This window comes from Nocardia sp. NPDC049526 (assembly GCF_044465765.1).
GTDB lineage: Bacteria > Actinomycetota > Actinomycetes > Mycobacteriales > Mycobacteriaceae > Nocardia.
This window is the reverse complement of sequence record NZ_JBITMA010000004.1, coordinates 461613-479073: the sequence shown is the minus strand read 5'-3', so window position 1 is coordinate 479073 and position 17461 is coordinate 461613. Positions and strand designations below refer to the sequence as shown.

Genomic DNA, 17461 nt, shown 5'->3' with positions numbered 1-17461 from the left:
CTTCCCGAGCACGCTGCCGTCACGGAATTGCTACGCCCTGGACACTACTCCTTGGGGGTGACAAGTCCATGCAGCACAACACCTTGTGTCGCAGCGGTGTCTTTCGCAATGGCGCAGATGCGCCGGTGACCACTGCCTGCGGCACCCATTGTGCGGCACGCGGTGCGAAATCCGTGCATCGCGCCGGGTGGGCGCAGCGTCACATTTTCACTCGCGGATGTCGGAGCCGGCAGTAGCATGGTCCGACCGTGTGGCGGCAACCGAGAGGGCCCGATGTCCGCACCGACCGATCCGGATATGTCCGATCTGCTCGGCCGACTAGCACGTGTGCCGAGTGGCCGCCGGAGCAAATGGGTGGTGCTCGGCGTCTGGATCATCGCCCTGCTGGCACTGGGCGCCTTCGCCGGAAAGCTCACCGGCGCACAGAAGAACGACAATGTCACCTGGCTGCCGGACAGCGCCGAATCCACCCAGGCATTCAAGCTGGCCGAGAAATTCGGCAATAGCGACGATGTTCCGGTGGTGCTGGTGTACGAGCGCCGTGACGGGATCACCGATGCCGATCGACTGGCGGTCGGCGCCGATGCCAAACGGTTCCGGCAGGTCGAGCATGTCGTGCCCGATAAGGTGCTCGGCCCGATCCAATCCGGGGATGGTCAGGCGCTGGAAATCCTGGTGCCGATCTCCATGGGATCCGAGGGCTGGAACCGCCTGATGAATGTGGTCGGTGCGATCGATGACGCGGCAGGGGAGCGCCCCGACGGATTGTCCTTCTATGCCACCGGACCGGCGGGGTACGCGGCCGAATTCGGCGAGGTGTTCAAGGGGATCGACGGTCTGCTGCTGTACTCGGCCGCCGCGGTTGTCATCGTCATTCTGCTGCTCACCTACGGTCCGATGCTGTGGGCGTTTCCGCTGATCACCGTAGGTTTCGCGCTGGTGATATCGCAGGCCGCGGTATTCGGCGCGACCAAGCTGGGGCTGACCGTCAACGCGCAGAGCCAGGCCATCCTCACCGTCCTGGTCTTCGGCGCGGGCACCGACTATGCGCTGCTGCTGGTTGCGCGCTATCGCGAGGAACTGCGCCGCCATCCCGATAAACACGAGGCGATGGCGGTCGCACTGCATCGCGCCGGACCCGCGGTGCTGGCCAGCGGTTGCACCGTGATCGTCTCGATGTTGGCGCTGCTGGTGGCGGAGATGAACTCCACCAAGGGCATCGGGCCGGTCTGCGCCATCGGAATCACGGTGGCGCTGCTGGCGATGTTGACGCTGCTGCCCGCACTGCTGGTGATCCTCGGCCGGTGGATCTTCTGGCCGCGGCATCCGAATTTCGGCACCGTCAACGAGACCGAATCCGGCATCTGGGCGCGCATCGGATTCGCGATTGCCCGGCGGCCGCGCACCGTCTGGATCGGCACGGCACTGGCACTCGGCGCACTGGCACTCGGTGCCGGCGGGCTGCAGGCCGAGGGCATCGCGAATAAAGACGCCTTCGTCGGCTCATCCGCCGCGGTCACCGGAACCGAGGTGCTGGAACGGCATTTCGAGGCGGGCACCGGTCAGCCGGTGATGGTCGTCGCCTCGTCCGCGCGCGTCGATGCGGTCGCCACCGCCTTGGGCTCGACACCCGGAATTACGGCGCCGTCGCGACCGATCGTCCGGGACGATCTGGCCTATCTCGAGGGCACGCTCACGGATCCGCCGGACAGTCGGGCCGCCGAGGCCACCATCGATCGGGTGCGTGCGGCCGTGCACGTGGTGGATCCGCAGGCCAGGGTCGGCGGGCAGACCGCCGTCGTGCTGGACATCAAACGCGCTGTGGCACATGACAATCGGGTCATCGCGCCGGTGGTACTCGCCATTGTGATGGCGATCCTGATGATGCTGCTGCGTGCGGTGGCCGCGCCGATTCTGCTCACGGCGACTGTGGTGCTGTCCTATTTCGCCGCGCTCGGGTTGAGCCGCTGGATCTTCGATCTGGCCGGTTTCAAGGGCGCTGATGCCGGACTGCCGCTGCTGACCTTCGTCTTCCTGGTGGCACTCGGCATCGACTACAACATCTTCCTGATGTCGCGGGTGCGCGAGGAGGCGATCAAACATCGCACCAAGGCGGGCGCACTCATCGGCTTGGCCGCAACGGGCGGCGTGATCACTTCGGCCGGACTGGTCCTGGCAGGCACATTCGCGGTATTCGCGACCATGCCGGTGGTCACCTTCGCCGAATTGGGCATTGTCATCGCCGTCGGCGTGCTGCTCGATACCGTGATCGTGCGTTCTATCCTGGTCACCGCCCTGACGCTGGATATCGGCGACCGGATCTGGTGGCCGAGTGCACTGGCCCGGCCCAGAGCGGCCGCGGAACGCGAACCGGAGACCAGTCTCAGTAAGTGACCCGCCGTCGTGCTGCCGCATTTCGGACGCGGCGAGGGTTACGTTGTGGCCGTCGAGTACCACGCGTTTCGCCAAGGAGGGTGTGTTATGACAAGTCCCGGCCCGACCGAGACCGGACCAGCGCTCAATGACATGACGATCTTCGCGGCCGTATTGATTCTGATCACCGGCGTGCTGCATCTGCTCGCCGCCATAGCGGCCATCGCCAAGCGTGACTTATTCGTCTTGACCGAGGATCAGGTCTTCCAGGTGAATGTCTCGGCCTGGGGCTGGGTTCACCTGGTGATCGCGGTGCTGATCATTATCGCGGGCATCGGCATTATCACCGGACAGACCTGGGGTTATCTGGCGGGTATCGTGATGGCCTCGATCAGTCTGCTGGACAACTTCCTGTTCGCGCCGATGTATCCGTTCTGGTCGTTGGTGATGATCGCACTCGATGTGCTGGTGATCTGGGCGCTGGCGCGGCAGATCGGCGCTGAAAGCGGAGTCGCCCGATAGGGTTTCGCGTTATCGGCCCCCGGCCCGTCGAGTACGGGGCGGGGGCCGAGTTGTCTGCCTACCTCGTGCGCGGCGGCGGTCCGCCCTGCCCGCCGGGACCGCCTTGTCCTCCGGGACCGCCCTGTCCCGGTGGCGTGCCGCCATTGCCGGACTGGGTGTTCTGCGATTTCTCGGCGACGCCGATGGTGATCGAGACGGTCATACCCGAACTCGGAGTGCCGGTGACCGTGGCCATTTCGGCATCCCAGCCATCGCCGAAGACATTGTCAGAGGCGAGTGAGATCTGGGAAAGGTTGCCGATGCTCTGCGCGTATCCGGAGTCGGCGGCGAACACGGTGCTGCAGACGTCCTGCGGTAGTGCGATCTGTGAGGTGAGGCGGGCGTTGTCGCCCGCGACGGCGGTGCTGAGCGAGTCGTATACCTCGAAATGGATATGCGGCCAGCGACCGGAGTAGCAGGCGGGGAAGATCGAGGTGAAGCTCACCTCGCCATTGGCATCCGCGACTTGGACGCCGCGCAGGTAGTTCTGGTCGGTAATGCTCTTGCCGTAGAGCGAGTATTCGCCGGAGCGGTCGCAATGCCAGACGTAGACGGCCATGCCCGCGCCCGCGGCGCCGCTCTTGGCCAAGTCCTGCAGCTTCAATCGTAGTGTCATCGGAACACCCTGTGCGACACCGGAATACACGCCGAAGCTGGTCGTGATGTCGGATCGGACCACACCGGATTCGATCAGCACATTGGGTCCGTTCGAGCCGTCGCCCGGGTACGGTCCCGCGGTCTCTTGCGGTGCGGCGGTGACCGTCCCGGTGCTGGTGGTCGTGGTGCTTGGAGAGGTGGCGCTGGTGGTCGTCGCCGATGCGCAGCCCGCCGCCACTGTCGCCGCCCCGGCTGCGCCGAAGAAGGCCAGGGCACGGCGGCGTGACATCACCCTCATATCGTGGGCGAGTCCGAGATCGTGCTCGTGTACGTCGCCGTCGCGGCGGTGCGCGGGCTGTGCGCTCACTGCGTTGTCCTTCCGTCGTCGCGGTCAGCTGTCGACTGTGACGCTATGGACGCAGGCTAGGCGGTATGTGGGCCCAGGCTGGGAACGAGCTGTGAGCGAGCGAACCATCAACACAGCGCGCAGTCGTGAGCGGTGCCGATCGCTACCAGCCCGGCGGGTGCGGAGTCCTGGATCAGCCACCACCAGCGCCCGGTTCCGGCGGCGGCGCCGCGAGGTGTTCATCGAGTACCGGCGCGATGATCGAGAGTGCGTGCGGCGAGGTCAGGTCGTTGTGGGCGAGGTCGATATCGTGGTTGACGACCAGGCCGGAGGCGTAGGGCCGCCAACCGTCCGGCCCGACCATATCGGAGCTGTCCACGGTGGCGCTGAAATAGAGCAGGTCGCCCCGATAGACCGGGCGGTGATAGCCGGTGCGGGTGCGCGCGGCCGCGTTGTAGGAAGCCGCCATTCGCTCGATGATCTCGGCATCGATGAGCTCCATACCGAGCCGGGCCTCGATGAGTTCGGCGGCCTCCTGGGCGCTCGCCTCGGCGGGAACATCGTCGATGCCGAAGATCGCGCCGAAGGTGTTGACGAATGCGCCCGCGGAAAGCTGTTCGATGGTGTCGCTGTCGATATCGGCATGGTCGCTGTCCAGAAGTGCTACGACGCCGACGGTTTCGCCCGCCGCCTGCAGTTTCGCCGCCATGGCGTGTGCGATGAGGCCACCGAAGGACCAGCCGAGCAGATGGTACGGCCCGTTCGGCTGGACGGCGCGGATTTCGCGGATGTACCGGTCGGCGGACTCCTCGATGGAGCGCGCCGCCGGTTCGCGGCCGCTGAGTTCTGGGGCCTGTAGACCGTAGATCGGACGGCCGGGCCGCAGCCGTTCCGCGAATCCCAGGTAGCTCCAGGACATTCCGGACGAAGAGTGGATGCAGAACAATGCAGGCTCGGTGCCGCCGAGCCGGATCGGCAGCAGCACATCGAGACCGAGTCCGCCTGGTGCGGCGGCGGTTTCGCGTGCCGCAACTTGCGCGGCGATCGTCGCGGCTTCTTCGTCGGCAGCGCGCTGCGCTGCCGGGGTATGCGCGAAATGGGCTGCCGCACTGAGAATCTCGTACCACAGGCGGGACAACGCGGCGATCTCGGCGCGGTCCACTAGTGTTCCCGGGAAGCGGAGATCCACGTGCAGCCGATCGTCGATGACGACTGCGCTGATCTCGATCGCGGAGGCGACCGGGAGTTCGGGATGCTCGTCGGCGCGCAGATCGCCGAATTCATCGGTGGGGGACCAGCCGAGCCCCTCGAGTCCGGCGGGAATATCGACTTCCGGGTGTCGACCGAGGTATCCGAAGCTGATCCGGCCCGGCAGTCGAGCCGGAAGTTGTTCTGCTGCAGTTGGATTGAGGTAGCGCAGCATCCCGTATCCAATGCCCTGGTCCGGCACCGCGAGCAGCTGGTGTTTGATCGCGCGGATCGCCGCGCCCATCGCCGCACCGCCCGCGCAGGCGTCATCGATATCGATCGCGGACAGATCCAGCCGCGCCGGGTAGATACTCGTGCACCAGCCGAGTGTCCGATTCAGATTCGCGCCCGGGATCACATCCCGCCTGCCATCGCCCGCCAACCGCAGCAGGGCCGTCGACTCGTCCACATTCCGCCACCGCACCAGCGCCAATGTCAGCGTTGCGAGCAGAGCATCGGTGACCGCGCCCTGGAACAGTTCCGGCAGTGTGGTCAGCAGCGCGGTGGTGACCTCCTCGGATACCTCGAATTCGACCGTGCGCAGTGTGTGCGCCTGGTCGATCGCCGGATCGAGCTCTCGGGAGCCGATCAGCGGATCGGGACCGGCGATCATGTCCTGCCAGTAGTCGAGTTCGGCACTGCGCCGTTCGGTCCGCGCCTCGTCGACGAGAGCATGCGACCACCGACGCATCGATGTCCCGACGTCGGCGAGGACAGGTGTGTTCCCGACCGAAACCTGCGCCCACGCGGCGATCGAGTCCGCCACCAGAACTCGCCACGACGCACTGTCGACGGCGAGTCGGTGCGCCACCACGATCAGGCGGCCCGATCGCGTCCGCGCCCCGGCATCGCCGACCGGATCCAGCCAGACAGCTTGCAGCACAATGCCATTCGCCGGGGAAAGCCGGCCCGCCGCGGAATCCAGCTCGGTGGCCGCGTATTCGCGCAGATCGAGCGCGTCGGCGCCGGCATCGTATTCGATGCGGTGCACCAGCGCGTCGACATCGACCGAGCCGGGCTCGCCGACCCGCCACTGCCAGCCGTCCTCGGCCCGCCGGAGCCGCGAGCGCAGTATGTCGTGCCGATCGACCACCGCGGCGAGTGTCGCAACGAGTTGCGCACGTTCGACGCCGACCGGAAGTTCCAACACCACGGACTGCGCGCAGCGGTCGATATCGCCGCCACGCTCCACCAGTTCGTGCACGCTCGGGGTGAGCGGCAACTCGCCGATCCCGCCGCCGGGCAGTTCGTCGAGCGTCACGACCGGCCCCGCCACCACAGCGGCCAATGCGGCAACCGTGCGATGTTCGAAGACCTGCAGCGGCGAGCACTGGATACCGTGCATTTTCGCGCGGGAGACCAGTTTGATCGCCATGATGCTGTCGCCGCCGAGCGCGAAGAACGAATCGTCGACGCCGACCTTGTCGCGGTCGAGCAGTTCGGCGTAGATCTGCGCGAGGACCTCCTCGGTGGGAGTCGTCGGAGCGCGGTACTCGGTCTGCTCGACGACGAATTCGGGTTCCGGCAATGCTTTTCGGTCGAGCTTGCCCACGGCGTTGAGCGGGATGGCATCCATGACCACGAATGCGGCGGGCACCATATACGCGGGCAAGGTATCGGCGGCGAACGCGCGCACGCGGGCGATATCGAGGTCGACACCGGGCTTGCGCACGAGATAGGCCGCAAGCGCCGTGGATCCGGTCGGGCCGGGAACGCCGAGGGTGACCGCGAAGTCGACCCCGTCCGCGCGACCGAGAACCGCATCGATCTCACCCAGCTCGATGCGCTGACCGCGCACCTTGACCTGGAAGTCGGTGCGGCCGATGTACTCCAGCTCCAGTCCCGCCGCGCGGGTCCAGCGCACCAGGTCACCGGTGCGGTACATGAGTTCGCCGGGACCGCCGAAGGGGTTCGCGATGAAGCGCGCGGCGGTCAGACTCGGCCGGGCGTGATAGCAGCGGGCCAGTGCGGAGCCCGCGAGGTACAGCTCGCCCGCGACACCGACAGGCACCGGACGCAGCCGATCGTCGAGGACCAGTACGGCCGCGCCGCGAATGGGCGCACCGATGGTGACCGGTTTGCCCGCGACGAGTGGGCCGGAACCCGTTGCCCAGATGGTGAATTCGGTCGGACCGTACAGATTCAGCATGCTCCGGCCGTCACACCAGCGTTCGGCCAGTTCGGCACCGACCGCCTCGCCCGCCACCGCGAGCACGCGCACACTCGATACCTCGGCCGGATCAATGGTGGCCAGGGCCGACGGCGTGATCACCATATGCGTGACCTGCTCGGCGGCAATCAATTCGGCGAGCGCGCTACCGCCGAAGACCTCCGGCGGTGCCACTACCGACGCGCCGCCGGAGCCGAATGCCATCAGCGCCTCGAAGACCGACGCGTCGAAACTCGGTGAGGCGACCTGCAATACCCGCGCGTGTTCGTCGATGCCGAGCGATTCCCGTTGTGCCGCAATGAGGTCGGCGATACCGCGATGAGAGACGGAGACGCCCTTGGGTGTTCCGGTCGAACCCGAGGTGTAGATCATCCAGGCGGGGCTGTCCGGACGGATCGACTCCGGCGACAACGTTGCGTCACTTGCCGCCCGTTGCCGACCGCGGAACTCGGCATCGTCGAGCACCAGCCATTCGGTGCTGTCGGGCAACAGCGGCCGGTAGGCGGCGAGGGTGAGGCCGACCCGCGCACCGGAATCGGTGAGCATGTGATCGATCCGGTCCACCGGATGTTTCGGATCGACCGGCAGGAAGGCCGCACCGGCCTTCGCGGCCGCCCACATGCCGATCAGCAGTTCGGCGGAGCGGGGGAGGCCCAGAGCCACTACGGTTTCCGTGCCGGTGCCCGCTTCGAGCAGGAGCCGGGCCAACTGGTTCGACGTGGCGTCGAGTTCACGGTAGGTCGTCGTGCGTCCGTCAGCGACCAAGGCCGGGCGGTCCGGATAGGACGTGGCGGACGCGGCGAGCGTCTGGGCAAGGGTCGTGGTCCCGGCGGTCACGGTACCGCGTACCGGAACGAGCTCGGTGCGTTCGGATTCGGCGAGGATATCGATATCGGCCAGGCGGATATCGATATCCGAGACGATCGCGGCGAGGACGCGACGCCATCGATCGACGAAGGTTGCCACCGTGGCTTCGTCGAAAAGGTCCCTCGCGTATGTCAATACACCCTCGACGCCGTCCGGGCCATCGGCGGTGAAACGTTCACGCAGGTCGAGTGTCAGATCGAATTGCGAGGCGCCGCGATCGAAATCCTCTACCTCGAACCGCAATCCGGGCAGTTCCAGGACCGGTTCGACGAAGTTCTGCAGTGACAGCGACACCTGGAAGATCGGATGGTGTGCGGTCGATCTGGTCGGGTTGAGCACCTGGACGAGCCGTTCGAACGGCACATCGGTATTGCCGAAGGCATCCAGATCCGCGGACCGCACGGTGGCGAGGAACTGCCGGAATCCCGTCCCCGGATCGACCGGCGTGCGCAGCGCCAGCGTATTGACGAACATGCCGACGAGTTCGTCGAGCGCCTCCTCGCCACGGCCCGCGACGGGCGTGCCGATCACGACATCGTCGGTACCGCCGAGCCGGGCCAGCAGCACCGCGAGCGCGGCGTGTACGACCATGAAGACGCTGACATTGTTCGCGGTCGCGAATTCGATTATGGCGCCGTGCAATTGCGAGTTCAGCGTGAAATCGAGGTCGGCGCTGCGCATCGACTGCACTGCCGGGCGCGGGCGATCGGCGGGCAGCTCCAACACATCCGGCGCACCGGCGAGGATATCGGACCAATACCGGATCTGCCGTGCCGCAAGCGATTCCGGATCCGACTCGCTACCGAGCAACTCCCGATGCCACAGCGCGAAATCGGCGTACTGCACGCCGAGCGGCACGCGGGTCGTGTCGGCACCGCTGGTCCGCTCCGAGTATGCGGCGACCAGATCGGCCGCCAATGGCGCCATCGAGGCACCGTCGGCGCTGATGTGATGGACCACGAGCACGACGACATGCACCGACGGCGGTTCGACCACCACTGGCGCCTCGGTCACGAAGGGACTCGACGACACCGGCGGAACATCCATCGAAGCATGCGACGACACCGGCGGAATGCCCGCGCCGGCGCCGGAGGACACCGGCACCGATCCCTTGCCGTTCGCACCGGTGCCGTCGCCGATACGGAAGATGCCGACCCGCAGCGGCGGCTCCTTGGTGATATCGAATCCGGTGCCCGCCAAGGCATTGATCCGATGACGCAGGGCCGCAGTGTCTCCGGTGTCGATCACGGTCAACTCCGGCGCGGCGGCCGCCGTACCGATCACCACCTGACGGGGTCCCTCCGCATCGGCGGGGTAGATGGTGCGCAGACTCTCGTGCCGCTCGACCACATCGGCGAGCGCATGTCGCATCGCCGCCACATCGAGGTTTCCGGTGAGCCGCAAGGCGACCGCGATGTTGTACGCGGGTGAAGCCGGATCCATCCGATTGAGTACCCACATGCGCTGCTGCGCCGGGGACAACGGAATTCGGTCCGGACGGATGCGCGGCGCCAGCGTGAACCGGCCCGGCTTGCCGTCGGTGGCCGGGATGACCCGCGCGGACAGTTGGGCGACGGTCGGCGCGTCGAACAGATCGCGCAGCGCGATGGTGGAGCCGAGGGACGAATTGATCCGGGCGACAACCTTGGTCGCGCTGAGTGAGTTGCCGCCGAGTTCGAAGAAAGACTGGTCGACGCTCACCTGCTCGCTGCCGAGCACCTCGCCGAATACCTCGGCGACCGCCTGTTCGACCGGTGTCCGCGGCGCGAGATACGGCCGGTCGGTGGCCGAGAAGTCCGGCACCGGAAGGGCTTTGCGATCCAGTTTGCCGACCGGGGTCAGCGGAATGTCGTCGAGCACGACCAGGTATCCGGGCACCATATAGCTGGGCAGTTCGGCCGCCACCTGCTCCCGCAGGCGCTCGGGATCGAGTTCGGTGCCCGGGGTCGGCAGGACATAGGAGACCAGCACGGTCGCGCCCGCCGGTCCGGTGAGGCCGATGGTCACCGCGTATTCGACCTGTTCGTCGCGTGAGAGCACGGCATCGATTTCGCCGAGTTCGATGCGCAGACCACGGATCTTGACCTGGAAGTCGCTGCGGCCCAAGTACTCCAGTTCGAGCGCGTCGTCGGCTCCGATGACCCATCGGACCATATCGCCGGTTCGATACATCCTTTCCCCGGCGGCGCCATACGGATTCGCGATGAAGCGCGCCGCGGTCATCTCGAACCGATTGAAGTAACCACGTGCCAGCGCCGGACCGGCCAGGTACAGCTCACCCGCGATGCCCACGGGAACCGGTCGCAGCCAGGTATCGAGCACCAGGTTCGACGCGCCGCGGATCGGCCCGCCGATGGTGATCGGTTTCCCCGGCAGCAGTTCGACGGGGCTGGTCGCGCAGATGCTGAATTCGGTAGGGCCGTACAGATTCAGCATCCGCCGCCCGACCGCCCAGCGCTCGATCAGCTCGGGTGTGGCGGCCTCGCCTCCGACTCCGAGCACCCGCAGGTCGGGCAGGTCGGTCGGTTCCATGGTGGCCAGCGCCGACGGCGTCATCGCGGCGTGGGTGACTCGCTCGGCGCGCAGCAGATGTTCGAGATCGCTGCCGCCGTAGACATCCGGTGGCGATACCACCAGGCGGGCACCCGCCGAATGCGCCATCAGCAGTTCCAAGACCGATGCGTCGAAACTCGGCGAAGCGACCTGTAGCGAACTGCTGGAGGAATCGAGTTCGAGGCCCTCTCGCTGTGCGGTGGCCACATTCGCGATACCGCGATGGCTGACCAGGACCGCCTTGGGCTTACCGGTGGAGCCCGAGGTGTAGATCAGGTAGGCGGTCTGGTCGATATTGATGGGGCCGCCGCGCTCTTCGTCGGTGATGGGCGCGTCGGAGACGAGCATGACCCGTCGAATCGTGTTCAGGTCGTCGAGCAGCAGCCAATCGATGGTGCCGGGCAGCGTCTCACCGGTCGCCGTGACGGTCACTCCGATCGGCGCCTTCGAATCGGTGAGCATGTGCTCGATCCGCTCCACCGGATAGCTCGGATCCAGCGGTAGGAAGGCCGCACCGGTCTTGGCGAGCGCCCAGACGGCCACCACGGATTCCAGTGACCGGGTGAGTGCGAGTATGACGAAGATCTCCCGACCGACACCGCGGCCGAGCAGTACCCGGGCGAAGCGGTTGGACCACGCGTCGAGTTCGCCATAGCTCATGGTGAGATCGCCCGCGGTGATCGCGATGGCATCGGGATCGATGCGCGCGCCCGCCGACAGGATATCCGGAAATGTCTGCGGCGGAACCGATTCCGCGCCGCGCACCGGCAGCAGGGTGGCCAGTTCGGCGTCGTCGCAGTATTGCAGCTGGGAGACGAGGGCATTCGGGTTGTCGGCGAGTTGGGTCAGTAGCCGGACGAAGCGATCCAGCAGTGGTTGTGCCGCGGTGAGATCGAGCTGGTCGGCCATGAATTTCAGGTTGATACGCAGCGTGTCGTGCCCGTCTTCGCCGTGCACCGGAATGACCATGAGGCCCAACGGGTAGGGCGTCGCGTCGGTGCCCTCGACATCGAGCACCCGCATACCCGCGATGTCGAGTGCCTGCGACAGCGCCTCCCGGTCGATCGGATACGACTCGAATACGGTGAGCGTGTCGAAGAGTTCGGCGAGGCCGACGGCCCGGTGGATGGCGGCCAGCCCCACATGCTGGTGGTCCAGCAGGCGTGCCTGCTCGGCCTGGATGCGGGTCAGTAGGTCGGCGACCTTTTCCGCGGGATCGAGCTGGACCCGTACCGGGAGCGTATTGATGAACAGCCCGACCATCTCTTCGACACCGGGCAGCTCCGGTGGCCTACCGGAGACAGTGCCGCCGAACACCACATCCGTGCGCCCGGTCGACATGGCGAGCAGCATTGCCCATGCGGCCTGCACCATCGTATTCACCGTCGCGCCGGATTCGCGTGCGATGGTCTCCAGCCGCTCGACCGTGGTGCGGGCCAAGTCATGAGTGATCATTCCGGCCTCGGTCGATTCGATCCCGGCCAGCGACGGGACCGCGCGCGTCGGCGTATCCACGCCGGCCAGCGATTGCGTCCAGGCTGCCAGCGAGGCCTCGTTGTCCTGCTCATCGAGCCACGCCAGGAACTCCCGGTACGAGTGCGCGGGCGGCAGTGCGGAGGTGTCGCCCCTGGTGACGTAGAGCGTCAGCAGTTCGCGCACCAGCAGCGGCGTCGACCAGCCGTCCAGCACCAGATGGTGATTGGTCATGACCAGCCGATAGATATCGGCCCCGGTGCGGATGAGGGTGAAACGGATCAGCGGTGGTCGGTCGAGTTCGAATCTAGTGCGGGCATCAAGGGCGATGAGGCGGTCGAGTTCGCGGTCGCGTTCGTCGGTGTCGGCGATATCGGTGAGATCGATATCCTGCCAGCGGATTTCGCCATCGGCGAGAACGAGCTGGCGCGGACCGTCGTCGGTTTCGGCGAAGGCTACGCGCAGGTTCTCGTGGCGCTCCAGCAAGGCCTGTGCCGCATTGTGCAAGCGGGCGGCATCGACGGTGCCCGCCAGGGTGAGCAGTGATTGGACGGTGTAGTCGTCGGCGGTGTCGGTGTCGTAGAGCGCGTGAAAGAGCAGACCGTACTGCAGCGGCGAAAGCGGCCAGACGTCGACGAGACTCGGGTAGGTGCGTTCCCAGCTCTCGATCTGCCGTTGGGGCACCGTGACGAGTTCGAAGTCGGACGGGGTGCGTCCGCCCGCGCCCGGCGAGCCGGCGTGCGCCGCGAGCGCGCGCAGCGCCTGTGACCACAGCTCGGCGAGTTGACCGACATCCGCCTCGTCGAGCAGCCGCGAGGCGTAGGCCCAGGTGACCTCCAAGCCGACATCGGTGAGCACGGCATTGATATCGACGACCGCGGCCAGCGGCGCCGACTCGTTGTGCGTCGCCGCGAAACGCTGTGGCAGCCACGCTCCCGCGTGCCCGCCGGTGAGCGCACGGCCGAGATAGTTGAAGCTGAGCTGCGGGATCGGCGCGTCCGCGAGGGTGGCGGCGGACTCCGGATGCTGATAGCGCAGCATGCCGTAGCCGATGCCCTTATCCGGCACCGCGCGCAGCTGTTCCTTGACCTTCTTGATCGCGGTGCCCGCCGCGCCGCCACCGGCGAACGCGTCGTCGAGATCGATCCCGGTCACATCGATGGCCAGCGGGTAGATGCTGGTGAACCAGCCTGCCGTGCGGGCGATATCGGCGCCTGGCAGGAGCGTCTCGGAGCGGCCGTGGCCTTCCAGAGTGAGCAGCGTGGTATTGCGATCGCGCCAGCGGCTCACCGCGAGGGCGAGCCCGGTGAGCAGCACATCGTCTGCACCGCAATGGAATTGGTCGGGCAGAGTGGCCAGTACGGTGTTGGCGATATCCGGGTCCACGGTGGTCCGGCACTGGCCCATGGTGGCGACGACGTCGACCGCGGGATCCAATGCCGCCGAGCCGATGACCGGATCCGGGGTGGCCAGCATCTGTTGCCACAGCGGCAGTTCGGCTACCCGCTCGGGCGCCTGTTCGGCTTGACCGTATGCCCACCGCCGGAAGGAGGTGCCGACGGGCCCGGGAGCGCCGCCCGTCGCCGCGATCGCCAGGTCCGGCAGCAGGATTCGCCAGGAGACGCCGTCGGTCACCAGATGGTGCAGCACCAGCCAGCACAGAGGATCGGCCCCCGCCCGCTCGATCAGCACGAAGCGCGTGACGACACCCGCCTCGGGATCCAGCAGATCCGCCGCCTGTTGTAATTCGCGTTCGTAGCTGTCGTCGGAGTCCGCGCCGGCCGCGACTACCTCGATCAGATCGTCGGCAGTTATCGAATCACGCTCGCCGACAATCCATTCCCAGCCTTGCTCGGTGTGCCGCAGGGTGGAGCGAAGCACATCGTGATGGTCGATGAGTGCTTGGACTGCGGCGCTGAGCTGGTCGCGGCCGAAGGCCTCCGGGAGACCGATCAAGACGGCCTGACCGAAGCGGCTCCAGGTCGGTCCCTGCTCCACCATGGCGTGCACGATCGGCGTGAGCTCCACGGCGCCGACCCCGCCGCCGGGCAGTTCGGTGACCGTCTGCGCGCGCACGTCGGTCGCGATCGCGGCCAGCGCGGCAACGGTCTTGCGCTCGAACACATCTCGTGCACTGAAGCCGATCCCGGCGGCCTTCGCGCGCGATACCAGTTGGATGGAGACGATACTGTCACCGCCGAGTGCGAAGAAGCTGTCGTCGATACCGACCGTTTCGAGTCCGAGGACATCGGCGAACAAGTCGGCCAGTGCCGCTTCGCGCGGCGTCGACGGCGCCCGGCTCACAGCGGCCCGGACACTGAAATCCGGTGCGGGCAGAGCCCTGCGGTCCACCTTGCCGAGCGGTGTCAGCGGAATGCTGTCGAGCACCATGATCACCGAGGGGACCATATAGGCCGGAAGCGTCTCACCGACAGCGGCTTTCAGTGCCTCCGGGTGAATCTCGGTGCCGGGCTTGCCGAGCACGTACGCCACCAATGCGGTCACTCCGGTGGGCGTCTTCGCGCCGATGGTGAGTGCGAAGTCGACATCGGGCTGCCGTTGCAGCGCGGCATCGATCTCGCCGAGTTCGATGCGGAACCCGCGCACCTTGACCTGGAAGTCGCTGCGGCCCTGGTACTCCAGTTCGTCGTCTGCGGTCCACCGCACGAGATCGCCGGTGCGGTACATCCGCTCACCCGGCGCGTACGGGTTGGCGACGAAACGGCTGGCGGTCAACCCGTTGCGCTGGTGATAGCCGCGCGCAACGCCCGCGCCGGCCAGATACAGCTCGCCGACCGAGCCGCGGGCCACCGGCCGCAACCACGGGTCGAGCACGACGGCGGTGACGCCGAGGACGATGCTGCCGATGGTTACCGGCCCGCCGGGGCGCAAGGGCCCGCTCAAGGTCACGGTGACGGTGGTTTCGGTGGGTCCGTAGCCGTTCAACAGCGTCCGCCCGGACCAGGTGGTCACCAACTCCGGCGGACACGCGTCACCACCGACGACGATCGTCTGCAGATCCGGCAGCGTCGCCGGGTCCAGCGAGCCCACGACCGTCGGGGTGACATTGAGGTGAGTGACCCGGTGCGCGCGCAGAACTTCGGCCATCTCCTCGCCCGCATACGCCGACGGCGGCACGACGGCGAGCGTCGCACCCGCCGCGAGGGTGACCAGGATCTCCTCGACGGAAATATCGAAACTCGGCGAAACCGCGTGTGCCACTACCGAATCGGCGTCGACACCGAAACCGGCGCCGGAACCGGTGACCAAATTCGCCAGGCCGCGATGCGACACCAGCACACCCTTGGGCAGGCCCGTCGATCCGGAGGTGTAGATGATGTAGGCGATCTGATCCAGGTGCACCGCCCCGCGGCGTTCGGCATCGGTGATCGCCGCCGAATCTTGCGCGCCCACCGTTTCGGCCGTCGCGTCGTCGTCGAGCAGCAGCCAATTCACGCGGTCCGGCAAGGACTTTCGCGCCGGGTGCACGGTCAAGCCCGCGACGACCCCGCTGTCGCCGACCATATGCTCGATCCGATCGGCGGGATAGGTCGGATCGATGGGGACGAATGCCGCACCGGATTTCGCCACCGCGAGCGTGGCGAGGACGGATTCGGCCGAACGCGGAATCGAGATCGCGACGGTGTGTTCGGGTCCGGCGCCCGCCGCGATCAGCACGCGGGCCAGGCGGTTGGTGTACTCGTCGACCTGACGGTAGGTCATGCTGGTGTCGCCGCTGCGCAGCGCCACCGCCTCCGGGTCGAGTGCGGCACCGGCCGCGATGATTTCGGGGAGGGTGCGCGGTGCGACCGCCTCGGGTCCACGCGCGGGCACCAGCCGATCCTGCTCCTGCGGGGAGACGACCCGGACGGTACACAGCGGCGCATCCGGTCCGGCGGCCAGGAACGCGTGCAGGAACCTCGAGAAGCGGGCATGGTGTGCCGCCAATTCCTCGGTGCTGTACAGGTTCCCGTTGCCCTGCAGATCGATATGGGTGCTCTCGCCGCCGACGCCCGGATACAGGTTGAAAAACACGTCATCGATCAACCCGGATGTCAGCACGTGCAGTCGTCCGGTGACCGAGCCGAGCTGAATCCTGGTGTCCACCATCATCAAATTGACGGCCGGACCGAACGACGACGCCTCGTCCATCGACCAGCCGAGATCACGGACGATGTCCTCCTGCCGGTAACGCTGTCTGCGCAGCGCCCCGGTCAGCTCACTCTGCGCTGCCCGGATCATGTCACCGACCGTGGTGGTCGGTGACAACTTCATGCGCATCGGAACGACATTGGCGACCATACCGCCGGAGCGGCGCAGTGCCGCCGTGGTGCGTCCCGAAACCGGCAGGCTCAGTACCACTTCGGGGGCACCGGTCATCGCGGCGAGATAGGCGCCGAAGGCGGCGACGATGGTCGGCGCGGCGTTCGAGCCGGCCGCCTTCGCCACGGTATCGAGCAATTCGGCCGTCGCGGCGGGCAGTGCGCCCGAGACCCGGCTCGGCGGCGCGTCGACATCGGCCTCGCGACCCGCGAGATTGACCGGGTCGGCCATCCCGGCCAGATGCTCGCGCCAGTACTCGCGGTCGGCGTCGAATCGGTCCGAGCCGCGGTAGGCCAGATCGGCGTCGACGATCTGCTGCAGTGGTTCGGCCTTGGCGGGCGGCGCCTCGCTGCCCTCGATGACGGCGTTGTAGATCTCGCCGGTGCGCTGTACCAGTGCGAGCGCACCCATACCGTCCAGCACGATGTGGTGCATGCGCGAGTACCAGAACCAGCGGTCATCGGCCAGCCGCAGCATGGCCACCACGACCAATCGGTCGCGCATCAGATCCAGCGGCGCGGAGTACTCCGCGCGCATCCAGGCATGTGCCGCTGCCTCGGGATCGGGCTTATCGCGCAGGTCGATGACGGTGAGTTCGTCGACAATGGTGGTGTCGACGAACTGGTACGGCTGACCCTCGACATCGAGCAGCCGGACATATCCGGTCCCGAATTCGCGCCCGGTCTGCTTGGCCGCCGCGGCGAGCGCGTCGAGATCGAGGTCGCCGATCAGTTCGACGTACTGTGCGATCGAGATAGGCGTATCGCCCGCGATGTGCTGGGCGAACCAGATGCCGCGCTGGGCTGCCGACAGCGGGAACGCGCTGTCGGGCGGTGCGGTGCCTATTTTTCCGTTCGAGGACGATGGCTGTTGCATAAGCACACCTGCGTTCTGACGTCTGGAGCGGTGGCGCACCGCTGGTCCCGACCGTCGCGTAGTAGCAAGTTCAT

At 66.8% G+C, this 17461-nt stretch carries 4 protein-coding genes; 2 read left to right on the top strand and 2 right to left on the bottom strand.

Features of this window, described 5'->3' with window-relative positions:
• Positions 1-273: 273 nt before the first annotated feature.
• Both ACIBW7_RS15705 and ACIBW7_RS15700 read left to right on the top strand, forming a co-directional pair.
• On the top strand, positions 274-2394 hold the full coding sequence (locus ACIBW7_RS15705; RefSeq protein WP_397046919.1) for an MMPL family transporter: 2121 nt from the start codon (positions 274-276) through the stop codon (positions 2392-2394).
• 87 nt (positions 2395-2481) lie between these two features.
• On the top strand, positions 2482-2895 hold the full coding sequence (locus tag ACIBW7_RS15700; RefSeq protein ID WP_397046918.1) for a hypothetical protein: 414 nt from the start codon (positions 2482-2484) through the stop codon (positions 2893-2895).
• A 58-nt stretch (positions 2896-2953) separates the two neighbouring features.
• Here the strand turns inward: ACIBW7_RS15700 and ACIBW7_RS15695 are convergent, their stop codons facing one another.
• Both ACIBW7_RS15695 and ACIBW7_RS15690 read right to left on the bottom strand, forming a co-directional pair.
• Positions 2954-3898: a dioxygenase gene (locus ACIBW7_RS15695; protein ID WP_397046917.1), complete on the bottom strand. Its 945-nt coding sequence runs from the start codon at positions 3896-3898 to the stop codon at positions 2954-2956.
• Between the two features lie 172 nt (positions 3899-4070).
• Entirely contained in the window at positions 4071-17387 is a 13317-nt protein-coding gene (locus ACIBW7_RS15690) for an amino acid adenylation domain-containing protein (RefSeq protein ID WP_397046916.1), read from the bottom strand.
• Between the last annotated feature and the right edge of the window lie 74 nt (positions 17388-17461).